General features: G+C 58.7%; 19 protein-coding genes. 12 read left to right on the top strand and 7 right to left on the bottom strand.

Going from position 1 to position 21766, the window contains the following annotated elements:
• Positions 1 to 98 precede the first annotated feature (98 nt).
• The 7 genes from CRP02_RS03170 to CRP02_RS27705 all read right to left on the bottom strand — a co-directional run bounded on the left by CRP02_RS03170 (position 99) and on the right by CRP02_RS27705 (position 7799).
• The gene (locus tag CRP02_RS03170) at positions 99 to 1139 is read right to left on the bottom strand and encodes a branched-chain amino acid ABC transporter permease (protein WP_097170206.1); all 1041 of its coding nucleotides are present in this window, start codon (positions 1137 to 1139) and stop codon (positions 99 to 101) included.
• A 1-nt stretch (position 1140) separates the two neighbouring features.
• Complete coding sequence (locus CRP02_RS03165) at positions 1141 to 2037, bottom strand: branched-chain amino acid ABC transporter permease (RefSeq protein WP_097170205.1); 897 nt, start codon at positions 2035 to 2037, stop codon at positions 1141 to 1143.
• A complete protein-coding gene (locus tag CRP02_RS03160) occupies positions 2034 to 2951 on the bottom strand; it encodes an ABC transporter ATP-binding protein (protein WP_097099202.1) in 918 nt (305 codons plus the stop codon). Before CRP02_RS03160 ends, CRP02_RS03165 begins: the two co-directional genes overlap by 4 nt.
• 108 nt (positions 2952 to 3059) lie before the next feature.
• A complete protein-coding gene (gene sfnG / locus CRP02_RS03155; protein ID WP_097099201.1) occupies positions 3060 to 4163 on the bottom strand; it encodes a dimethylsulfone monooxygenase SfnG in 1104 nt (367 codons plus the stop codon).
• 22 nt (positions 4164 to 4185) lie between these two features.
• Positions 4186 to 4776, bottom strand: coding sequence for an FMN reductase (gene msuE, locus CRP02_RS03150; RefSeq protein ID WP_179783924.1), 591 nt, complete (start codon positions 4774 to 4776; stop codon positions 4186 to 4188).
• A 717-nt stretch (positions 4777 to 5493) separates the two neighbouring features.
• Positions 5494 to 7347, bottom strand: coding sequence for an ABC transporter ATP-binding protein (locus tag CRP02_RS03140; protein ID WP_097170203.1), 1854 nt, complete (start codon positions 7345 to 7347; stop codon positions 5494 to 5496).
• A 272-nt stretch (positions 7348 to 7619) separates the two neighbouring features.
• The gene (locus CRP02_RS27705) at positions 7620 to 7799 is read right to left on the bottom strand and encodes a hypothetical protein (protein WP_097170202.1); all 180 of its coding nucleotides are present in this window, start codon (positions 7797 to 7799) and stop codon (positions 7620 to 7622) included.
• A 97-nt stretch (positions 7800 to 7896) separates the two neighbouring features.
• On the opposite strand from CRP02_RS27705, the gene CRP02_RS03130 reads away from it, so the two are divergent.
• The 12 genes from CRP02_RS03130 (at position 7897) to hisN (ending at position 21763) form a co-directional block, all read left to right on the top strand.
• A complete protein-coding gene (locus CRP02_RS03130; protein ID WP_097170201.1) occupies positions 7897 to 8790 on the top strand; it encodes a helix-turn-helix domain-containing protein in 894 nt (297 codons plus the stop codon).
• Between the two features lie 90 nt (positions 8791 to 8880).
• A complete protein-coding gene (locus CRP02_RS03125; RefSeq protein WP_097170200.1) occupies positions 8881 to 9594 on the top strand; it encodes a YbhB/YbcL family Raf kinase inhibitor-like protein in 714 nt (237 codons plus the stop codon).
• 30 nt (positions 9595 to 9624) lie between these two features.
• Positions 9625 to 10314, top strand: a complete 690-nt coding sequence (locus tag CRP02_RS03120; protein WP_179783923.1) for a class I SAM-dependent methyltransferase — start codon at positions 9625 to 9627, stop codon at positions 10312 to 10314.
• Positions 10315 to 11540: 1226 nt separating this feature from the next.
• Positions 11541 to 13124, top strand: a complete 1584-nt coding sequence (locus CRP02_RS03110) for an ABC transporter substrate-binding protein (RefSeq protein WP_097170198.1) — start codon at positions 11541 to 11543, stop codon at positions 13122 to 13124.
• Between the two features lie 71 nt (positions 13125 to 13195).
• Positions 13196 to 14176, top strand: a complete 981-nt coding sequence (locus tag CRP02_RS03105) for an ABC transporter permease (RefSeq protein ID WP_038497236.1) — start codon at positions 13196 to 13198, stop codon at positions 14174 to 14176.
• The gene (locus CRP02_RS03100) at positions 14176 to 15093 is read left to right on the top strand and encodes an ABC transporter permease (protein ID WP_038497239.1); all 918 of its coding nucleotides are present in this window, start codon (positions 14176 to 14178) and stop codon (positions 15091 to 15093) included. The genes CRP02_RS03105 and CRP02_RS03100 overlap by 1 nt, the downstream gene beginning before the upstream one ends.
• On the top strand, positions 15093 to 16928 hold the full coding sequence (locus CRP02_RS03095) for an ABC transporter ATP-binding protein (RefSeq protein ID WP_097170197.1): 1836 nt from the start codon (positions 15093 to 15095) through the stop codon (positions 16926 to 16928). The genes CRP02_RS03100 and CRP02_RS03095 overlap by 1 nt, the downstream gene beginning before the upstream one ends.
• 58 nt (positions 16929 to 16986) lie before the next feature.
• Positions 16987 to 17748, top strand: a complete 762-nt coding sequence (locus CRP02_RS03090; protein WP_013637571.1) for a DeoR/GlpR family DNA-binding transcription regulator — start codon at positions 16987 to 16989, stop codon at positions 17746 to 17748.
• Complete coding sequence (locus CRP02_RS03085; protein ID WP_097099189.1) at positions 17741 to 19030, top strand: Zn-dependent hydrolase; 1290 nt, start codon at positions 17741 to 17743, stop codon at positions 19028 to 19030. The genes CRP02_RS03090 and CRP02_RS03085 overlap by 8 nt, the downstream gene beginning before the upstream one ends.
• Positions 19027 to 19992: a phosphotransferase gene (locus CRP02_RS03080; protein WP_236772585.1), complete on the top strand. Its 966-nt coding sequence runs from the start codon at positions 19027 to 19029 to the stop codon at positions 19990 to 19992. The genes CRP02_RS03085 and CRP02_RS03080 overlap by 4 nt, the downstream gene beginning before the upstream one ends.
• A gap of 47 nt (positions 19993 to 20039) precedes the next feature.
• Entirely contained in the window at positions 20040 to 20975 is a 936-nt protein-coding gene (locus tag CRP02_RS03075; protein WP_097099187.1) for a choline/ethanolamine kinase family protein, read from the top strand.
• Positions 20975 to 21763 carry a histidinol-phosphatase gene (gene hisN, locus CRP02_RS03070; RefSeq protein ID WP_097170195.1) on the top strand — a complete coding sequence of 263 codons (789 nt, stop codon included), beginning with the start codon at positions 20975 to 20977 and terminating at the stop codon, positions 21761 to 21763. The genes CRP02_RS03075 and hisN overlap by 1 nt, the downstream gene beginning before the upstream one ends.
• The last annotated feature ends 3 nt before the right edge of the window (positions 21764 to 21766 follow it).

The raw sequence follows: 21766 nt of genomic DNA, 5'->3' as shown, positions 1-21766 counted from the left end.
TGGCGCCCTGCCATCCGCGCTGGTTTGAGGAATTCACTGGCTGTTGCGACTTTTCTTGTTGGAAGCCCTTTGCCCTTCAGGGCCGGGCTTCGAGGGGTTCACGCCCGCCTGAAGGCGACCGCAATGCGTGACCTCAAGCGATCCCACAACGACACGAGGCCGTCAGGCTCGAGGATCAGAAACAGAATGATCAAGGCGCCGATGAAGATGCGCTGCGTCATGTCGAGCACGCCGGAATCAAAGACGTTTCCCAGCAACAATGAGCCGAGCCGGGAGAGGATGAGCGGAAAGACGACGATCAAGGCCGCACCGAAAAAGGCACCGCGGATCGAGGCAAGTCCGCCAATGATGACGATAAAGAGGATCTGGAACGAACGGTCGAGATTGAAACCGGCCGGCTCCACCGTGCGAAGATAGGCAAAAGCCCAGATCACGCCGGCAACACCGATGATGAAAGACGAGATCGCAAACGCGAGAAGTTTCGTGCGCAGCACCGGAATACCGATGATGAGTGCGGCTGTTTCGTTATCGCGCACGGCGATAAAGTTGCGGCCGGTCTGCGACGACACCAGGCGGTAGGCGAGAAACGTGAGGACGGCGACGATCGTCAGCGCGAAAAGATAGCGCCCGATTGGTCCCTCGAAAGAAACCCCGGCCAGCGACAGCACCGGTGCATCGATCACGCCCGATGCGGATTCGTTCGAGAACCAGCTGAATTTCGTCAGAGCCCATTGCACGAAGAACTGCGCGGCAAGCGTCGAGACGGCAAGGTAGAAGCCGCGAAGGCGAAGGCTCGGCAGGCCGAAGACGATGCCGATGGCGGCCGCCGAAAGGCCGGCCAGCACGATCGACACGAAAAGCGGCAACCCGTCGACCCGCAGGTTGAAATTATAGGCCGCGAAAGCACCGGCAGCCATGAACGCGGCCGAACCAAGCGAGACCTGCCCCGCATAGCCAGTGAGAAGGTTGAGGCCGACCCCGGCAAGGCTGAGGGCAAGGAATGGCAGCAGGATTGCCTCGAAGAGGTAACTGGTGCCCACGAACGGCACGACGAGATACGCGATAGCGAGCACCCAGACGGTTCCGGCATGACGCCGCAGGAAAAACGGCGGTGAAAGATGGGCTGTAACGGCGGACATCTCAGACCCTTTCCACGAGCTTTTGACCGAAGAGCCCGGAGGGACGGATCAGCAGGAAGGCAAGGGCCACGACATAGGCAAACCACCCCTCGATGCCGCCGCCGAAATATTCGCCGATATAGACCTCGGCCAGCTTTTCCGACGCGCCGACAATCAGACCACCGATGATCGCCCCGAGAATGGAATCGAAGCCGCCGAGAACCAGCACCGGCAGCGCCTTCAGCACCACCAGCGACAGCGAGAACTGCACGCCGAGACGCGCGCCCCAAAGCAGTCCCGCGACCAGGGCAACGAGACCCGCCGCCGCCCAGACGCTCGCCCATATCCAGGGTAGCTTGAGGCCGACGGCCAACGCCGCGAACTGGTCGTCGGCGACAGCGCGGAAACCGAGGCCGATACGAGTGTAGCGGAAGAAGACGGAAAGAACCGCCACCAAGCCGGCCGCAACGACGCCGGCAAAGATGTCGAACTGGCTGATGAACACGCCGCCGACATCAAAGGGAATGTCCTCGATACCGAGATCGAGGCCATGAACCTGCGTGCCCCACAGGAGTTGGGCCGCACCCTCGATGATGTAGGAAAGGCCGAGCGTCGCCATGAACAGCGTGATCGGCGGCTTGTTGGTGAGCGGCCGAAGCACCATGCGCTCGATCGCGATTCCGAGAACCACCATGATCGCAAAGGTAATTGCCAAGGCCGCCGCAAAAGGCACGCCACGCTCCACAAGGCTGACGAAAGTCAGCGCCGCAAACAGGAGAAGCGCGCCTTGCGAAAAGTTCAGGACGCCCGATGTCTTGTAGATCAGTACGAAGCCGATTGCGACGAGCGAATACATGACCCCGGAGAGCAGCCCGCCGATCAGCACTTCGGCGAAGAACAGCCAGTCAAACGTCATCAGATACCCTCCCCGCCTTGATTTTCCGGCGCAACGCCGAGATAGGCATCGATGACACGTTGGTCGCTGGCAATCTGCGCCGGCGTTCCGTCGGCGATCTTGCGGCCGTAGTCGAGCACCGCGATGCGGTCGGAAAGCCCCATCACGACGCCGATGTCGTGTTCGATCAGCACCACCGTGACGGCATATTCGTCCCGTGCGAGCCGCACATATTCGGCAAGTTCGTTCTTCTCCGTCGCCGTCATGCCGGCCATCGGCTCATCGAGCAGCAGGATACGCGGTTCGGCGGCAAGCGCGCGTGCAAGCTCGACCCGCTTTTGCAGGCCATAGGGCAGCGCGCCCGCAAGTCGGTCGACATAGGGCGTCAGGTGCAGGAAGTCGATGATTCGCCCTGCCCGCTCGCGGGCATCGGCCTGCTCGCGGCGTGCGCGCGGCAGGCCGGCGATCTGGCTCATGAAATTTGCGCGCCCGACGTAAGCCCGGCCGGCCGCGACATTATCGAGAACACTCAGTCCCTTGAACAAAGCGAGGTTCTGGAACGTCCGTGCCACGCCGAGACGGGCGAGCTTCTGCGTCGGCACAGGTCTATAGGCCCTACCATCGATCGTGACATGACCACGATCCGGGCGATAAACGCCGGAGATGACGTTGATCAACGAACTCTTGCCGGCACCGTTCGGGCCGATGATGGCCCGGATTTCGCCATGCCGCACGGCAAGGTCGACATCCCTTAGAGCGACTATACCTCCAAATGAAAGGTCGATACCGCGAAGGGCAAGCGCAAGCCCTTCATCAGGGCGCGGCGCGCTGCGATCATGCTCGACGCGCTCATCACGCAGGGTGACGTGCGCGCGGATGTCCGTGGGGATCGCCACCTCGGCGCCGAGACTTGCAAGCAGAAAATTCGATGCCGACATCGTTCAGTCCATTCTCTGCCCCGATGGGCACAGGTTTCCAATCGCGGAGGCGATCACGCCCGCATCGATGGCAGCGGCTTAGGGCCGCTGCATCTGCGCTTTGCAATGTTACTCGGCTGCGATTGCAGCGCTGACTTCCGCCTGCTCCAGCTCGCGTATGAGCGGAATGACATGCTTGCCGAAGTATTCGACTTCCTCCTGAAAATGCAGGAAGCCGAGCAGAATGAGATCGGCGCCGGCGCGCTTCAGGTTGACGACGCGTTCGGCCACCTGACGCGGCGTGCCGATCAGGTTGGAGCGGAAGCCGTCATTGTACTGAACGAGGTCTTCGAAGCTGGACTTCGCCCAGTTACCTTCGCCTTCGGGAGAAGACTTACCGGCATTCTTCACCTCATGGCCAAAGGCGTTGACCGCTTCCGGATTGGCCTTGTCGATGATCTCGGCGAGCACGGCCCTGGCCTCCTCCTCGGTCTCGCGCACAATGGCGAAGGCATTCACGCCGACCTTGACCGAATGGTTGTTTTCCTTGGCCTTGGCGCGGATGTCGTTCACCTGCTTGGCGATCTCCTCCGGCGTGTTGCCATTGGTAAAGTACCAATCGGACACGCGGGCCGCCATATCGCGGGCCGCGCGCGAGGAACCGCCCTGGAAGATTTCCGGCTGCGGATCGATCGGCTTTGGCTTGAGGGAGTAATTGTTGAAGCGATAGAAATCGCCGCGAAAGGTAAAATTGTCTTCTGTCCAAATGCCACGCAGAGCCCGGATGAACTCTTCCGAACGGCGGTAGCGCTCGTCATGATCGAGCCACGGTTCACCAATGGCGTGGAACTCGCCGCGGAACCAGCCACTGACGACGTTAACTGCGACCCGACCGTTGGTGAGGTGATTGATCGTGGCAATCTGTTTGGCGGCAAGCGCCGGATTCCACGGACCAGGCAGGATGGCGGCGATGACCTTCAACGTCTTCGTCGATTCCAGAAGAGCGTGACTGAACGACACGGATTCATGCTGGAATTCGGCGCCGTAGCCGGCAGTGAAGCGGATCTGGCTTAGCGCGTAATCGAAACCGCTCGCTTCAGCGATCTGCGCGAGCTTGCGGTTGTAGTCGATTGTCCAGCTAGTGCGTTGCTCGATGTTCGAGATGACGAGGCCGCCGGACACATTCGGGACCCAATAGGCAAATTTCACGGGCTCAGCGTGGTGTTCAGTCATGGAAATCTCCTCTTTCCTGATGTCAGTTGGCGACCGCTTCGTGTGAAACGACGCGAAAAGCCGACTGGTGATCGTCGGCGACAAGGTTTCTGGCCGGCAGTAGATCGATCAATTCGGCGACGGCACGCTCGACGCGCGCCTCAACCACGGGGTTCGAGAGCGTGTATCCGGTGAAATCCGCCTCAACGGCGTAGACCGTCGTTGGCACTGTAACGGCGCCAAAGAAGCCGAACAGCGGCCGGAACTGATGCTCCAGCATGAGGCCATGCAGCGCTGCACCGCCCGTTGCCGCAAGGATCACACGCTTGCCTTGAAGCGCACGGAAATCGACGAGATCGAAGAGATGCTTTAACGCGCCGGTGTAGGATGCACGGTAGACCGGTGAGCCGACGACAAGTACATCCGCAACTTCCACCGCATCAATAATCCTGCGGCCAGCCTCATCCAGTTGATCTGCGCGAAGAGCCCTGAACAGGATCGGCGCCGCCACAGCCAGATCGATCGTATCCACAGAGACGCTTGCCCGTCTCTCGATCGAGGCCAGAATGTCCGAGACAATGCGCGCCGTGCGTGACGGTTGTTTTACGCTGCCGCTTATTCCAAGTACGTTCATTGTTAGCCTCACTCCTGTTATCTTTAATCTCTATAGTTTTCATAGATAATCAAAGATGCAAATTCCAAAGTGAGGGCACTTTGAGGAAACCAATCTTGTGCATTCGCTCTCTGGCGCAAAGGACTGAGCAGGCAGGGCCAGTGAGCAGCGAAGCGTTTCGGCGCCGCGTCGCTTGTTTGTCGTGACCGACCTGCAAAAACTGTCGCGTTCTCCCTCACCAGAATTGAGTGAGGGTGTGTCTCTTTTCACTGTCTTGATGCGATACCAACCATCGAACAGCCTTGCATCGATTGAATGACTGGCGAGCGGTCTATCTCGATAAAATTCGTACTTCGGTAGCGCCCAAGTCAGCGCATGTGCGAAGGATAAATCAGCACGGAACATTGACCCCTTTTTTATCCAATTTTCACCTCCTATGGGCGATCAGAATTTGATCGCCGGGCGCTGGAAGAGTTCCATTGGATGGGCCAGGTGCGTGCCGGTCGCCCCAATCCAGCTGGATCATATTTGGGATATCGATTTGAGTTCTCCTTCGGCCACGATTGGCCGGAGGAAGAACGCGCGACGCTTCAGGTTAAACAGGGAGCCGAGGACGACTCTGGCATTGTCCGCCGCCCTTTGGAGAAGGAACAATATTCACCGTGAAGCGGATCATCTGTTCAGCAAACAAATCCGGAATGCGTCGCGAATGACTGGGGTTTTACCGCAAAGGCGAGTTCAGTTGATGTCGTCAGGAATAAATCCACCTGTCTGCCGCCGCCACAGCCGCGCGAAAAGACCATTGGTTTCAATTAGCTCCCCCGGTGGGCCTTCCTCGATTATGCGACCGTTTTCGAGCACTACGATACGGTCCATGCTGGAGATGGTCGAAAGGCGGTGGGCAATGGCGATGACCGTTTTGCCTTGCATTACAAGATCAAGCTTCTCCTGAATGGCGGCTTCGGATTCGCTGTCGAGGGCCGAGGTTGCTTCATCGAGGATCAGGATCGGAGCGTTTTTCAGGAGAACGCGGGCGATCGCGACACGCTGGCGTTGGCCGCCGGAAAGTTTGATGCCGCGGTCACCGACGTAGGCGTCGTAGCCCTTGCGGCCATCGCTATCGGAGAGTTCGGCTATGAAGGTGTCGGCAGCAGCCATTCTGGCGACATCTTCCACCTCCTGCGCGCTCGCCTGCGGCCGCCCATAGCGGATATTATCACCGACCGAACGATGCAGCAGAGACACATCCTGGGCTATAACGCCAATCGCGCGGCGCAGACTCGATTGGGTGACCGAACGAATATCCTTTTCGTCGATCAGGATCGCGCCGTCCTGGATGTCGTAGAAGCGCAGCAGGAGATTGGCGAGTGTGCTCTTGCCAGCCCCCGAAAGCCCGACGAGTCCAACCTTTTCACCGGGACGGATCGTCAGCGAGAGATCATCGATAACCGGCTTGCCAGTCTTGTAGGCGAAACGGACGTTCTCGAAGCGGATTTCCCCGTGGCGAATGGCAAGTTCCGCCGCGTCTGGACGATCGGTGATGGTGGGCGGTGTCGTCATGACGGGCATGGCATCCTTGATCGTACCGACTGCCTGGAAGATCTGTTGGCCCATCTGCAGGAACGTGAAGGTGTGAGCAGACAGCCGGCTGAGGACGTAAACGGCAGCCGTGAATTCGCCGATCGTGACGAAACCATCGACAAGCCCGGTAAAGCCGATCGACAGTATCGCCAGCCAATGCATCATGTTGAGGACAACGACGATGACCTCTGAGGTGCGGTAGATCCGCTGTTCACTTTGTTGCGCATTGATGGCCTTGGCAATAATGCCGCGGATAGCGCCCGCCTCGCTGTCTTCGGCGGCAAACTGCTTCACCATCTGCATATTGCCGTAGAGATCAGTGATGGCGCCAGAAATCAGGCTGCGCCGCTTGGCAGAACGACGCGAGCGCTCGGTAAAAACAGGTGCCAGCCTGACTGCGAGCAGAACGTTGAGCGTGATCCAGACGATGGTCGGCAAGGCGAGCTGCCAGGAGAGTGCGCTCAAGAGAATGACCGACCCAGCCATTTGCATCACGAAGCGTGGGATGGACTGGAAGGCCGATATGATCTGCTGCTGCACGGCCGAGGCCACCTGCTGCAGACGCGAGGCGACCTGACCAGCATAGAGATCATGGAAAAAGGCCAGGTCCTGCCGCTCCACCGCCTTGTGGCCCTGCCACTGAATGGCGGCAGGCATACCAATTCCAAGCGTATGCGAGTTCAGCGTGTTGACGAAGAAGGAGCCAATCGGGATCGCGGGGAAGAGCATCAGGCCAAGCAAGGTCAGAAACAACCATTCATTGTGCAGGAAGGCGCTTGCGCCCTGTTGCGTTACGCCATCAACAATGACCGAAAGGCCCCAAATGATAGTAAGATTCATGGCCTCGATTGCCATTGTCGAAAGGGCGAGCACGAGCAGGATGCCGCGGAACATCCGGATGAAGTGCAGGAGAACAGCAACCGGGCCATTCGCGGGCAACGGCTGATAGGGGATGTCGAGGGGTTGGATCAGCGTTTCAAAGGGTCGATAGATCGTATCGGAAATCGACATCAGGGCTCGAACTCCAATTGAAGAAAGATCAGACAGTCTCAGCATATGTTAGCGTTTCTGCGGCGGCATCAATTGTGACCTCGTTCCGTAAGCCGACGCCACGAACCCAACACAGCTCGGCCGGCAACTCCATCATTCCGAAACAGGAGCGACCGCTATGGGATGCACCTCTGGCGGAATGTGCGACTTGATGGTGCAAAAAGGAAGTTGTTTTCGCCTTGGGGCGGAACCGGACCGTCTGACTTATCGCGGCGAGCGTGAAATAGCTGCCGTCAAACGCGGCGACCGCTTTGACCAGTTCTAAACTTAATTCCGACCGTTTCGGCATTCAGCACCCTGCGTTCAGGCGCGATGACAGTTTCTACGACCAAGATAACGTCGCTTTGCCGGCTTGCAATATCCCACCATCCCAGAGCTTGTAGCCCTCCAAAAAGATCGCCAATGGCAGACATTGCCTTTCCGTTTTCAGCGCCCTTCGGCGGCATATCGACAGCGACTCGATTTCAACATAGCAATGACGCCTGATACAATTCGAGATGGCATTGTTCAATGCGTGACAGCGACAAAACACTACGGCGGCGTCTGGTTGATGCCCTTCGCCCGCTGGCCGAGCGCGACACGCGCTTACTGCTCGAAAACGAAGATCCACCGTTCATCTCGGCCTTCGTTGCCCGTCACCGGGAAACCATTTCCGAGCTTAGTATGCCCGCCGCCGGCCTCGTCATCGTCATCGAAGGCCGCAAAGAAGTGCTGTGGGGCGCGAAACGCAATATCTACCAACCCGGCGACGCCTTCGTACTGCCGGCCGGTGCGGAGGTTGATGTTGTCAATGAACCAGATGCCGACACTGGCGTCTATCGCGCCCTGTTCGTCCGCTTCTCTCGCACCCTGGTCATTGAGGCGGCACGCCTTTGGCCACAACTCACCATGCGCGACGTACCCCTCGGCTCGCCCATCACGATCAGTCCGACGCTCTGCTCGGCAATCATCCATAGTGGCGAGGCGCTGGCGGGTGCACTCGACCTTTCCCGGCGCGTCGTGGATCACCGTGTTCTCGAGGTTCTGCTTATCCTGGCCGAGCAGGGTGCGCTGCCATTGATGCCCAAATATGTCGATAGCTCAGTCACAGAGGCGGTGCGGCTCCTGATCCGCCACCGGCTCGATCACGCGTGGTCAACCGCCGCGATCGCCGCGTCCCTGTCGATGTCAGAGTCCACCCTGCGGCGGCGACTGCGCGACGAAAACCACTCGCTCCGCGCGCTGTTACTCGCCGAAAGAATGCAAGCCGCTTACCTCATCCTCTCGGATCGGGATGCAGATGTCGCCGACGCAATTGCCGCTACCGGCTACGCCTCGCGTTCACACTTCTCGCGGCACTTCCAGGATGCCTTCGGACAGGCTCCTTCGACCGTTCGCAGGGCACGTAAAAAACCATTAGCCTGACCGCTCCAGGCTCATTGCTGATCAGATCTGGCCCACCCGCGCTGACATAGTTCCCTATGCTCGACTGAAATCAACCAGGCGAGACGAACAATGACCAGGAATAAAAGAAGCATATGTGCCGCCATTATCGTGGCCGCCGCATTTTCGGCGACGGCGCCCATGGCCGCTGACTCCACGCTGTCCGTAAAGATCGAAGGGCTTGACCGCTCTGGCAGGTTTGCAGACTCTGCCGCCTTCTGTCGGCCCGGGATAGGGGCGAAGGACGTGAGCCCGGGGGTCTCATGGTCGGAGGGCCCCGAGGGTACCAGGTCGTATGCCTTGCTGCTCACCGATCCGGACGTACCGCAAGATTTCAACCTCATCAATAAACCCGGCACCACAATTCCAGCCGACGCGCCGCGGATCGGCGTTTTCCACTGGATTCTGACCGATATTCCCGCCGGCATCACGTCCATCGGCGAAGGTGCGGAAAGCGAGGGTCTCGTGCTGGGCGGCAAGCCAATCGGCATGACGCCTCACGGACTCCGCGGCGCCAATGTCTATACGAGTTTTCTGGCCAAAACTGATGGCATGGCCGGCACCTATGGCGGTTACGACGGCCCCTGCCCGCCCATGAACGACCAGCGCGTTCACCACTACACCCTTGAAGTGGTCGCGCTCGACGTTGCGACACTGGGCCTTTCGGGACCGTTTACTGGCGAAGACGTGGAAAAAGCCATGGCGGGCCACATCCTTTCAAGCGGCGAGGCGATAGCGACCTATTCATTGAACCCGAGCCTGATCCCCACCGTCACGGCGAAGTAGATTACAAATCCTGAAAGGTTGAGCCGCACCATGGCACAAATAAATGTTTCGTCCTTACCCGTCTTTAATCGGGATGCATCCGGCTACGACGTCCTTCGGCGCAGCCTTATTCCCTGTTTCGATGCGTTTTACGGCACAGCACTCGACTTGATCGACGACTGGCGGGACGCCGAAAAACTGCGTGTACTCGATCTTGGCGCTGGCACCGGCCTTTTTACCGCAATGCTGCTGACCCGCCACCCAGATGCCCAGATCCACCTCGTCGATGCCTCCGAAAAGATGCTCGAGCAGGCCCGGCAACGCTTCGATGGTAATCCGGCCATTACCTATGCCGTGGCCGACATGTCCGATGCCGAACTCGGCGGTCCGTGGGATCTCATCATTTCGGCATTGGCGATCCATCATCTGGAAGACGCCTCGAAAAAGCATCTCTTCGGTGAAATTCGGAGTGCCTTGTCGGAGGGTGGCCTGTTCGTCAACGCCGAGCAGGTCCTCAGCCATGATTGCGAGGTAGAGGCCCGTTACGCCCGTATCTGGCTGCAACAGGTCAGGAGGCTGGGCGTATCCGAAGCGGAAATCGCCAAAGCGCTCGAGCGGATGTCCCACGATCGTTGCTCCCCTATCGAAAACCAGTTGCAATGGATGCACGACACCGGATTTTCCGAGGTGGACTGCAGCTTCAAGGCATGGCGTTTCGCGGTCCTCAGTGGCAGACGGTAGGGCGAGCCGCCAGCCACTACGGACTTTTGAGATAGCAGCAAGACCTGGCATCAGCGGTTTATGAAACTTGGAGGGGTTCCATCACGGGGCCTCGCAGTTTACAGTTCCAATGATGACTTATGGTTGGTTCTGCACCGCCACGAGATCAATATTTCTGTTCCTGCAGACATAAGACCCGCCATCGGCGAGGTGCTTGGTGTTGAAGTGGCCTCGTCCGACCTTCACGTGTTTGATCCCGGTACGGGACTGAGGTTGATTTAATCCACTCAGGTCGGACCTTCAATGACGTCGCGCAGACCTACTGGACGCCTGCAATCTAACTGGCTTCCGGCGGGTGGCCGGTGACCTGAGCCGCAAAACTTCCTTCAAATCCTGGTAGGGTCGGTTGCTCTGAAGAGACGGGCAGCACCAAGCATTCACGGACGAGCAGTTCATTGGGATATTGAAAGAACAGGAGAGCGGCTGATATCTGCCGCCAGCGACGTCACTGTAATCGCGATCACCCATCGTACAGCGTTAGTCACTATGAAGGATCAGGTGATCAACTGAGGCGGCAGAGAGATGAGGCCACAGCACAACTGCGGGCGGGCTTGCACGAAACGGATCGGCGGATGTGCGGCCCGCTGTTGGTGTATTCAAGCCATCAATTTCACCGTGGCAGTTACCGGAAAGGCCTGTCGCGCTTATTCCATGTGATAGGAAGACACCGCTTTCCTCTGAGTCAAAAATTTTTCAATCCTGCGAGGTGCATATCGCACCGGTCGCTTAAAAGACGGCTAGCGACTATCAGATCAGCTGATCATTTACCGGAGGCGCCCACAGATCCTGAATGACCGCATCGATCGGGCGGGCCTGTGGGATCGAGGACGGAGGTGCCGCTCTCCAGAAAGCACACAAAGAAGAGCAACCGAAATATTCAGTTGAACTCTCGTAGCAATTTCAATCCGGCGGCGCTTGCAGTCACCGCCGCCGTTATTTTCGGTCACATCCTGACAACGATCAGCAGTCCGCCGCTTCAACGGCAGAAATAACCCCGTGATTTTAGCGATCTTGTTGGCCGCTTAATTCTTTCTCATTAGACCAATAAATGGTCAAATCCCACAAATTTCACTGGCCCAAAAGCGCGATATCCGCCTGAAAATTGAATTGGCACGCTGTTTGCTTGTGACTGATTTGACCGTTTTGACTGATTTGACGGTTTATTCAAAATAGAAAAGGGGAACTCGATGGGTTCAGAATTCAGTCGTCGTCGCTTCCTGCAAGGATCCGCGGGCGCAGCCGCCGTCGCTGGCTATATGCAGATCAATCCTGACTTCTTCATCTCGCCGGCCTTCGCGCAGGCCGGCAAGACCATGACCTTCCTGTCGGCTGAAAACATCACCGGCAACTGGGACCCGACCGCTCATACGACACTTTCTCAGAAGAATATCGAAGGTTTCGTCATGGGCTTTCTTACCCGCACGCCGATGAAACTCGATGATCCCGGCGCGGTCGTCTACGAACTGGCCACCGACATCAAGCTGCTTGACCCCCACCGGCTACAGATCAAGCTGCGAGAAGGCATCGTCTTCCATGACGGCAAGCCGTTCAAGGCAGAAGACGTCAAGGCCACCTTCGAATACGGCTCCAGGGCAGATCGTCCGGCGCAGTGGTATCCCGGCCCGACCGAGACGCTGACGATCGAAACACCTGACGATTACACCGTCATCGTCGACACATCCAAGGGCGGCTATCCGGCCCATCTCTTCATCTTTCTTGCATCCTTCCTGCCGATCATGTCGTCCAAGGACGTCGCCGGCGGCCCCGGCGGCCCGCTCTCCCAGCGGCTCAACGGCACCGGTCCTTTTAAATTCGTCGAACAGCGCGGCAACGACACCGTGATGCAGGCCTATGACGGCTACTTCAAGGGCAAGCCGGCCATCCCCGGCATCAACTTCACTTTCACAGGCGACTCCACCACCCGTATGTTGTCGCTGATGAACGGCCAGGCTTCGATCGTTGAACGTCTGGAGCCTGAACAGGTTGACACGATCAAGGACAATCCGGCGATTTTCATCAACAAGGTCGTTTCGGTCGAGAACAAGTATCTGTGGTTCCGCTGCTCGAAACCGCCTTTCGACGATCCGCGTATCCGTCTTGCCGCCTGCCATTCGATCGATCGCGACATGATCATGGAACTGATGGGCTCGGCCGGCCATGCCTCGTCGAACTTCGTCTCGCCGGTCAAATTCGGCTATGTCGATCTGGCGAACTACCCGAAATTCGACCCCGAGAAGGCTCAAGCCTTGCTCGCCGAAGCCGGTTTCCCAAACGGCAAGGGCCTGCCGCCACTTGAATACATCACGTCCGTTGGCTTCTATCCGAAGACCAAGGAATATGGCGAGATGCTGACCGCCATGCTGCAGGAGCAGGGATTTAACGTCAGCCTGACCGTGCTTGAACCTGCGGCCTGGAACGAGCAACTGTATCATCGCCCCGGCGGCGGCCCGGGCCATATGGTCGATTGCGGCTGGTCGACAGCGTCTCCGGAACCGGATCTGGTGCTGCGCACCCATTTCCATTCCACCTCGCACCGCATCTGCGGCATCGAGGACAAGGAGATCGATGCCAGCCTCGACAAGGAACGTTCGGCACCGACGCTGGAAGAGCGCAAGAAGATCCTTCAGGAAGAGACCATGCCTCTCATCACCGCCAAGATGCCGGCACTCTCGCTGTTCACATCCGTGATGATCCACGCAATGCAGAAGGACTTTGAGGGCATGTACATCTATCCCGACGGGTCGATCGACGCCGCCAAACCTGCTGCCTGACCGTGATCAGCCACACGCCGCGATCAGGCGGCGTGTGGACTTGCCCGTGACTTTTCGAGCGGAGTGACTGAATGTTTGCCGTGAACTTCCTGATGCGACGCCTCATGCAGGGCGCCATCATCATATTCCTTGTGTCCTTGCTGATCTTTACCCTCTTGCGGGTGGTGCCGGGTGACCCGGTACGCCTTATGGCGGGCGGCATGGCGCCCGAAGCACTGATCGAAAAGATCGCAACCGACATGGGCCTTCGCGATCCCATACTGGTGCAATTCGGTCGCTATATGGGCGGTGTGGTTCGTGGCGATCTTGGCCAGTCCTTCGTGCGCCCGGCGAACGGCGCCTCGACCGGTGGCGCGACATTCAACGACTCAACTCGCGGCGAACGAGCAAAGGTCTTCGACCTGATTTTCGATGCACTTCCAATGACGCTTCAACTGGCGGCCGTGACGCTGGTGATTGCACTGGTCTTCTCGGCAATCATCGGCATTGCGGGCGGGCTTTCGATCGGCAGATGGCCAGACAAGCTTGCCTTCTACATCTCATCGATATTCATCTCGCTGCCGAATTTCTGGCTCGGCATCGTTCTGGCATTGCTTTTCTCGGTGAAGCTCGGATGGCTTCCTGCCATTGGCTATCAGGGTTTTGCCTACACAATCTTGCCGGCAATCGTGCTGGCGGTCGAATTGTCTCCGGTGCTGATCCGCACGCTGGTCAGTTCCGTATCCAGCCAGATGATGGAGCCCTATGTGGCAGTCGGACGCGTACGTGGCCTGAGCCGTTCGCGGATCATCTCCAACCATGCCCTGCGCAACGCATCGGTGCCGCTTCTCAACCTGCTCGGTGTGCAATTCTCCAGCCTGCTCGGCGGGGTCATCATCGTCGAATATATCTTCGATTATCCCGGGCTCGGCCTTCTGACCATCAATGCCGTGCTGCAGCGCGACTTTCCGTTGATCCAGGGTATCGCGATCGTCACGAGCGCCATCTTTGTACTGATCAACATTGTCGTCGATCTCGTCGCAACAACCATCGATCCGAGGCTTGAATACTGATGTCCATCACATCCGCACTCGACACCCCGATCATATCGAAAATGGCAAGCCGCTCGATTGCGCGCCGCATATTCGATCGCGCCGCATCGACGCCCGGTTTTCGCATTGGCCTTACGATCTTCCTGCTGCTTGCGATTGCCGCCGCACTTTATCCGGAAATCAGTGGCGTCGACCCGACCAAGATGGATGTGAAGGCCCGCCTTCTGCCGCCACTTTTCTTCGGCGACAACTGGAGCTGGGGCCACCCGCTTGGCACCGATCAGATTGGCCGCGACATGCTGGTGAGGTCGCTTGTCGGCCTGCGTTATTCCTTCCTGATCGGGATTGCATCGGTTGCAGTGACACTCATCATCGGCTGCGCCCTCGGCACGATCGCCGGTTACTTCGGCGGTCGTATCGACATGCTGATCATGCGTCTGACCGATGCGCAGCTGTCTATCCCGATGATCATTCTGGCGATCGCCGTTCTTGGCGTGTCGCGCCCGACAATTCCGGCCATCGTCCTGGTGCTTGGTCTCTCAAGCTGGCCGGTCTATGCGCGCATCATGCGTAGCATTGTAATGACGGAAAGGCAGCGGGAATATGTGCGCGCTGCCAAACTTGGGGGCTCGACCGATTTCCGCATCATCGTCAGCCTGCTTCTGCCGCTGCTCCTGCCGCCGGTGATCTTCACCTCGGTGCTTGATGTGGCACGCATGATGATCTTTGAATCGACACTCGGCTTCCTCGGCCTGGGTGTCCAGCCGCCGACGCCGACCTTCGGCAATATCATTGCCGATGGCCGAAAGTATCTTCTGAACGCCTGGTGGATCGCTACCATGCCTGGCATTTTCCTCGGCCTCACTTTAACCAGCATCAATCTCATAGGCGCTTCGCTGGAACGGGCCCGCAACACCATCCACGGAGGGTCCGAGTGATGATCAAGCCGCTTCTTGAGCTGAAAAACCTCACCGTTAATGCCGGTCGCTCGGATAAGGCGAAGATTATTCTGGACAATATCTCCTTCAGCCTCGCGCCGCGAGAGATCGTCGGTGTGGTCGGGGCCAGCGGAGCCGGCAAGACGGTGCTGTCCAAGGCAGTCGTCAACTGGCTGGAGCCGCCGCTTTCCGTGCGTTCCGGCAGCGTCCTCTTCGAAGGCAAGGATATTTACGGCATCTCCGAGAACGAGATGCGTACCCTGCGCCGCCGGGTCGCCTATGTCGGCGCCAATCCGATGGGTGCACTCGATCCGACGCTGCCGGTCGGCGTCCAGATCGTCGAGAAGCTGCGTGCGGTCGTTCCAGGCACCTCGCGCAGAGAGGCGGAAAAGCGCACGATCGAGCTTCTGGAGGCCGTCCGCATTCCCTCGGCTCGCAGCCGTTTCAGCGACTACCCTTCGCAGTTTTCCGGCGGCATGATGCAGCGCGCACTGATCGTTGATGCGTTGGTGACGAACCCGGCGCTGCTGATTGCAGATAACGTCACCCAGCCGCTCGACGTTACCGTCGCAGCCCAGGTCATCCGTCTGATGAAGGAACTGACCGACGGTTTCAATACCGCTGTGCTGTTCGTCTCCTCCTCACTTCCCGTTGCCCGCGAAGCCTGCAACCGGATTTTGGTGATGGAGAAAGGTCGCATCGTCGAGGAACAGGAAACCGAAAAGCTGATCGCTGCCCCTGCATATGCCTATACGAAAGAGCTTGTTGAACAGACGCCGAAGATCTGGATCGAAAAGACCGAGATGCCGCGTCTCAACGACAAACGCGACGTTGTCTTGAGCCTGCGCGACGCCTCACAGGTCTACAGGGTAAAGAAGAAGACCGGCTTCGGTGGCTTCAACCATGTGCGTGCGGTTCGCAACGTCACATTCGATGTCCGGCGCGGCGACAGTTTCGCGATCGTCGGTGAATCCGGTTGTGGCAAGTCGACGCTGATGCGGCTTCTGAGCAGGCTGGAACTGCCGAGCTCCGGCCAGGTTCTGTGCGGTGCCGACGATATCGCCATGCTCGGTGGCAAAGACCTTCTGACCTTCCGCAAGAAGCTGCAAATGGTACTGCAGGATCCGTTCGGCTCCCTGCCGCCACGCACATCGGTCGGGAAGATGCTGGAGGGCCCACTTCGCACGCACGGATGGAAGGACAGTGCCAAAATTCGTGAGCGGGTGCTGAAGGTCATGGGCGAAGTCGGCCTCTCCGCCGATCTCTACGAGGAATTGCCGATCGGCCTGAGTGCCGGCCAGCGCCAGCGCATCAACGTTGCCCGTGCGCTGGTTCTGGAGCCTGAAATACTGATCATGGACGAAACGCTTTCTGCCCTGGACCAGACAGAACAGTTCAAGCTTCTCGATCTTTTCCAGAAGCTGCAGAAGGAATACGGCCTCACTTACATCTTTATCTCCCACGACCTTGCGATGGTCCGCAAGGTCTGCAACCGGGTGGCGGTAATGTATCTCGGCGAGGTCTTCGAACTGGCTGATAACGAGCGGTTGTTCTTCGATCCCGGACATCCTTACACAATGGCGTTGCTCAGCGCGATGCCGACACTTGAAGAACGCCGCTACAAGGCGGAAGACTGCCTTCTGGAAGGTGAACCGCCAAGCCCGATCGATATTCCTCCAGGTTGCAGCTTCAAGTCGCGCTGTCCGCGTGCGATGGAGAAATGCGGCAGCCTGCAGCCCGCGCTTACCGCGCGTGGCAGCCAGGATTTCGCCGCCTGTCATCTCATCCAGCCAGTGGCTCTCGATGACGCAACACGTCAAATGGCTTTAGCCTGACCATGGTTGCGGCGCCACAGACGGGGCCGCAACGATCACTAGAATCCAGGGTGCATTCATGAGTTTCACCGAACATCGCCTCAAGCTTATCCTCGACATGCTGAAGCAAACCCAGCGCGTCAATGTGAGGGAGCTTGCCGATTATCTGCAGGTCAGCCAGGAGTCGATCCGGCGCGACCTCAAGGAACTTGAGATGCGCGGTTATGCCCGCCGCGTCTATGGCGGCGCGGTCCTTGACCAGCAGGAAAGCGATCAGCCGTTTACCGACCGACTGCGTGTCAGCTCACGCGAGAAAGCCAAGATCGGCGAGGCGGCAGCGTCGCTGGTCGAGGACGGCATGAAGGTGTTCATCGATACCGGCACCACAACGATTGCCTGCCTGAAACATATCGAGACGCGCAAGGACTTGACCGTTGTCAGTAATTCGCTGGCGGTCGCAGCCCACTTCTTCAATCTGCCGCAGGCAAGTGTGCGGGTTCTTGGCGGTCGCATGCGCCCAGATTATCAGGCGACATACGGCCATGAGACCGTGGCCGCGCTGAAGGAGCATTTCTTCGATCTCGCGATTATCGCCATCAGCGCCATTCACGCCGAACGCGGGTTCATGGATTTCGGCGAGGACGAGGCGATCCTGCGCCGCGTCGCCAAGGCCCAGGCAAAACGTTCGATCATTGTTGCCGACAGTTCCAAGTTTGGTCGTCTCGGCTCCATCCACACATTCGGCCTCAGCGAAATCGACGCGGTGGTGACCAGCGGCGTCATCGCGCGGGAATTTTCAGATCAATTCAATCAATCCAAAGTGGAAATCATACATGCCTGACGTCTCCTCCTCCCCTGTCCCGATCAATGCCGAGCGGCTCCAGATGTTGATGGAGACCCTCTCCACTTTTGGCGGCGGCCCCGATGGCTCGATGACCCGCCTGACGCTTTCCAGGGAAGACGGAATGGCGCGCGACTGGCTGGGGCACTGGTTTGCCGAAAACGGCTTCGAGCAGGCCGTAGACGCGATCGGCAACCAGTTCGGCAAGATGACCTTGGCGGGCGCAAATGCGCCCGTCGTCATGGTCGGTTCCCATATCGACAGCCAGCCGAACGGCGGTCGTTTCGACGGAGCGCTTGGCGTCATCGCCGCCTGCGAGGCGGTTTTGTCCGTCAGCGAACGTCTCAAGGCGGAAGGCAGGTTGTCCGCCTGCAACTTCCAGATCGTCAACTGGACCAATGAGGAAGGCGCCCGTTTCCAGCCGAGCCTGCTCGGCAGCAGCGTGTTTACCGGCGCCATTGACCTGGAATGGGCGCTGGAACGGGCCGACGGCGATGGCATTACGGTGCGCCAGTCGTTGGACGAAATCGGTTATGCTGGCAAGGAAAAGGTGGAAATTCCCGACGCATTGATCGAGCTGCATATAGAAGGTGACACGACGCTCAGCCGCGCCGGGGAGCGGTTCGGTATCTTCACGCGGTTCTGGGGCGCGACAAAATATCGCCTCGCCTTCCATGGACGCCAGGCACATACCGGCGCAACCCCGATGGCAGATCGCAAGGATGCGCTGCTTGCTGCTGCCTATCTGATCGCCGATCTCAAGCAGATATCGACCGAACACGGGCTGGACCTGCATACGTCGGTTGGCCGACTGGAAGTCTTCCCCAATTCACCCAATGTCGTGCCGGCCGAAGCCGTGCTGTTCATCGAGCTGCGCTCGGGATCGCCAGACGTCCTGACGGAGGCGGAACGCAAGATGAAGATCAAGATCGAGGAAGCGGCGATGAAAGCCGGCGTCACCTCGGAGGTCCGCTCCATCGACCGCCGCAAGGCGGGAAGGTTCGCGCCGGGCCTGGTGACGCTTGCGCAAAGTGCTGCGGCGCATCTCGGCCAGAGCGCCCGTCACCTCGATACGATCGGCGGCCATGATGCCGTTGCCGTCTCCGATGTCTGCCCGGCGGTGGTACTGGCGGTTCAGAGCCGTGACGGCGTCATCCACCACCCGACCGAGTATACCTCGCCTGAAGACCAGGCCCTTGGCACCCAGATAGTGGCAGACATGCTTTACAAGATCGCCTGTGAAGGTTTGAAAGTTGTCGAACTCAGCGAGGCTGCCGAATGAAGAGATCGGGCTCTCCTGAATCACCGATGGAAGCCCGCGCGGAGAAGGCGCTTTCAGTCTTTTCCGCAGTGATTGGCGACACCCCTTCCTATGCGCCGGGGACGGCAGCTGTCGCATCGCCGTCCTATCATGCCGTCGAATCCTGCGGTTTCGTGGTCGCGCCGACAGGCGGGGAGGCACGTTATTTCCTGCGTCTCGGTGCCGATGAGGTAACCGATCTCGTGGATGCCGAGACCGCAAATGCTGCGGCAAACCGTTTTCACAGCCTTGGTCTTTCGCCTGAGCCGATTGGTTACGATGCCGGGACGGCCAGCATGCTGTTTGCCCGACTTGGCGACGGCTGGCGAGCGGCAAGGATCGACGATCTGATGCAGCCGAAAACTGTTGCCCGCCTGATCGAGATGCAGACGACGATCGCAGGGAGTGTTTCCACCGGCCGAACATGGTCAGTCTTCGACGGCATCGATCAGCTCTGGGCGATCGTGAGTGCCGGTGACACCAGCCTGCCCGGCGATGTCGAATGGATGCTCTCCTGGATGACGCCCATCCGCGAGGCAGTTTCAGCGGCCGGCGTGGACCTGAAACCGGCCCATGGTGATCCGCAGGCTTCGAATGTCATGCTAGGCCCAGACGGGAAAATGCAGCTCGTGGACTTCGACATGGCCGCCGACATCGACCCCTATTACCAGCTCGGCGTTCAGATGAACGAACTCTACCAGTTCGAAAGCCAGATGAGGCCCTTGCTGGAAATGCATGATGGAGGTTTCAGCGAAAGAACCTTCAACCGCTGCCGTGTCTATGCGGCGGCAGACGACCTCTACTGGGCGTTGCGCAGCCTCGTACTGGAGCTTCGTTCGCCGCCGCGGGGTGTCGAATTCCTGAAATATGCCGGCTGGCGGTTCCTGCGGTGCCGGATGCTGCTCGGTCAGCCGGATTTCGAGGCCAGGCTGAGAGCGCTTTAGGCATACGATAACGACAACGGGCTAGAAACAATAACGGGAACAAGCCTATGAATGAACTGGGAATGGCACGATCCGATGCCGAACAGGCAGTTGAGGCTGCAATCATCCAGGTGCCACCTTGGGAAGGACGGCGGCTGCGCTACAGTCCGGTTTCCGGCGGTATCAGCAACACCAATTTCCGCATCGAGGTCGAAGGCGAAGAGCGTGGGTATTTTCTAAAGATTCCCGGCCGCGGCACCGAGATGTTCATCGATCGCAAGGCCGCCGCTGCCGCCAGCAAGCAGGCAGAAGTGATCGGCATCGGCCCGAAGACATTCGACTATCTCGATCACCTCGACATCGAAATCGCCGAGTTCATCGACGGTCGCCGCGCCTCGACACATAGGGATTTTGCAGACCCGGCGATCCGCAACGAAGCGGTGCGCGTGTACCGGCAGTTTCACGACGCCCCTGCCCTGCCGCTGACAAAAACCGTCTTCGACATGATCGATGAACATTTCGACCAAGTGCGCCAGCTTGACGGCCACTGGCCGCTCGACCACAACTGGCTCTTCCGCAACTACAGACAGGCGCGCGCCGCGTTTGAGGCATCCGGGCTCGATCTGGTTCCCTGTTTCAATGACCCGATGCCGGGCAATTTCCTGATCGGTGACGACAAGTCGATCAAGCTGATCGATTTCGAATATGCGTCGAACAATGAGAGGCTCTACGATCTCGCGATCTGGAGTGGCGAGATGTTCTATTCCGAGGCGACCGACTGCGAGATAATCGAGGAGTATTTCGGTCGTTACGACAAGGCGCATCACGCTCGCTTCATCGTCCACAAGGCACTCGCCGACATCAAGTGGAGCACCTGGGCGATGGTACAAAACCGGATATCGACCCTCGATTTCGACTTTTACAAGTACGGAATCTGGAAGCATATGCGCGCCCGCTCGATCATCCACGATCCCCGTTGGCCCCTGTTCCTGAAAGCCCTTTGATGCCCGTCACCGATATCAGCCCGCAAGAAGCTGCGACCTATATCACCTTCGCCGCGGAACTTGCCGACGCCGCGCGTCCGCTGGCGCTCTCCTATTTCCGGACGCCGCTCGACGTGATCTCAAAACTCGACGAGAGCCCGGTGACAATCGCCGACCGGGCGATCGAAAAACATCTCCGCGAGATGATCGAGGCGAGTTTTCCCGATCACGGCATCCATGGTGAGGAGTTCGGCGTAAAGGAAGGTAACGCCTTTACATGGGTGCTGGACCCAATCGACGGCACCAAGAGCTTCATCACCGGTTTTCCGCTGTTTGGTACGCTTGTCTCACTGACATTTCAGGAAAAGCCATTCTGTGGTCTGATCGATATTCCAGCCACCGGCGAACGCTGGCAGGGCCGGCCGGGAGAGACACTCTTTGCTGGCAAGCCGGCCCACGCGAGTGGCTGCGAAAACATCTCCAGCGCGCGTTTTTATACGACTTCGCCGGATATGTTCCTGGGCAGCGAAGCCGAAAGCTTCGAGCGTCTCTCCCGCAAAGCCAGGCTGCGGCGTTTCGGTGGAGACTGCTATATCTATGGTCTGATCGCTTCCGGCCATTGCGACATCGCTCTCGAGACGAGACTTCAACCTTACGACTACATGGCTCTCGTGCCCGTTGTGACGGGTGCCGGCGGATGCATTACCGACTGGCGGGGCAATGCGCTTTCGATCCATTCCGATGGACGGGTTCTGGCGTCGGCCACCCCGAGACTTCATGACGAAGCCCTGGCCCTCCTCAACCGGTGACGT

The sequence above is a fragment of the Rhizobium sp. AN5 genome (assembly GCF_900215255.1).
GTDB lineage: Bacteria > Pseudomonadota > Alphaproteobacteria > Rhizobiales > Rhizobiaceae > Agrobacterium > Agrobacterium tumefaciens.
Note: the sequence above shows the minus strand (reverse complement) of the source record. Positions and strands in the feature narration are given on the sequence as shown.

What these genes read in the sequence shown, in the direction of transcription:
- CRP02_RS03170 (WP_097170206.1), bottom strand. Translation starts at nt 1,139, where the DNA reads ATGTCCGCCGTTACAGCCCATCTTTCACCGCCGTTTTTCCTGCGGCGT.
- CRP02_RS03160 (WP_097099202.1), bottom strand. Translation starts at nt 2,951, where the DNA reads ATGTCGGCATCGAATTTTCTGCTTGCAAGTCTCGGCGCCGAGGTGGCG.
- sfnG (WP_097099201.1), bottom strand. Translation starts at nt 4,163, where the DNA reads ATGACTGAACACCACGCTGAGCCCGTGAAATTTGCCTATTGGGTCCCG.
- msuE (WP_179783924.1), bottom strand. Translation starts at nt 4,776, where the DNA reads ATGAACGTACTTGGAATAAGCGGCAGCGTAAAACAACCGTCACGCACG.
- CRP02_RS03140 (WP_097170203.1), bottom strand. Translation starts at nt 7,347, where the DNA reads ATGTCGATTTCCGATACGATCTATCGACCCTTTGAAACGCTGATCCAA.
- CRP02_RS27705 (WP_097170202.1), bottom strand. Translation starts at nt 7,799, where the DNA reads ATGTCTGCCATTGGCGATCTTTTTGGAGGGCTACAAGCTCTGGGATGG.
- CRP02_RS03130 (WP_097170201.1), top strand. Translation starts at nt 7,897, where the DNA reads ATGCGTGACAGCGACAAAACACTACGGCGGCGTCTGGTTGATGCCCTT.
- CRP02_RS03125 (WP_097170200.1), top strand. Translation starts at nt 8,881, where the DNA reads ATGACCAGGAATAAAAGAAGCATATGTGCCGCCATTATCGTGGCCGCC.
- CRP02_RS03120 (WP_179783923.1), top strand. Translation starts at nt 9,625, where the DNA reads ATGGCACAAATAAATGTTTCGTCCTTACCCGTCTTTAATCGGGATGCA.
- CRP02_RS03110 (WP_097170198.1), top strand. Translation starts at nt 11,541, where the DNA reads ATGGGTTCAGAATTCAGTCGTCGTCGCTTCCTGCAAGGATCCGCGGGC.
- CRP02_RS03105 (WP_038497236.1), top strand. Translation starts at nt 13,196, where the DNA reads ATGTTTGCCGTGAACTTCCTGATGCGACGCCTCATGCAGGGCGCCATC.
- CRP02_RS03100 (WP_038497239.1), top strand. Translation starts at nt 14,176, where the DNA reads ATGTCCATCACATCCGCACTCGACACCCCGATCATATCGAAAATGGCA.
- CRP02_RS03095 (WP_097170197.1), top strand. Translation starts at nt 15,093, where the DNA reads ATGATCAAGCCGCTTCTTGAGCTGAAAAACCTCACCGTTAATGCCGGT.
- CRP02_RS03090 (WP_013637571.1), top strand. Translation starts at nt 16,987, where the DNA reads ATGAGTTTCACCGAACATCGCCTCAAGCTTATCCTCGACATGCTGAAG.
- CRP02_RS03085 (WP_097099189.1), top strand. Translation starts at nt 17,741, where the DNA reads ATGCCTGACGTCTCCTCCTCCCCTGTCCCGATCAATGCCGAGCGGCTC.
- CRP02_RS03080 (WP_236772585.1), top strand. Translation starts at nt 19,027, where the DNA reads ATGAAGAGATCGGGCTCTCCTGAATCACCGATGGAAGCCCGCGCGGAG.
- CRP02_RS03075 (WP_097099187.1), top strand. Translation starts at nt 20,040, where the DNA reads ATGAATGAACTGGGAATGGCACGATCCGATGCCGAACAGGCAGTTGAG.
- hisN (WP_097170195.1), top strand. Translation starts at nt 20,975, where the DNA reads ATGCCCGTCACCGATATCAGCCCGCAAGAAGCTGCGACCTATATCACC.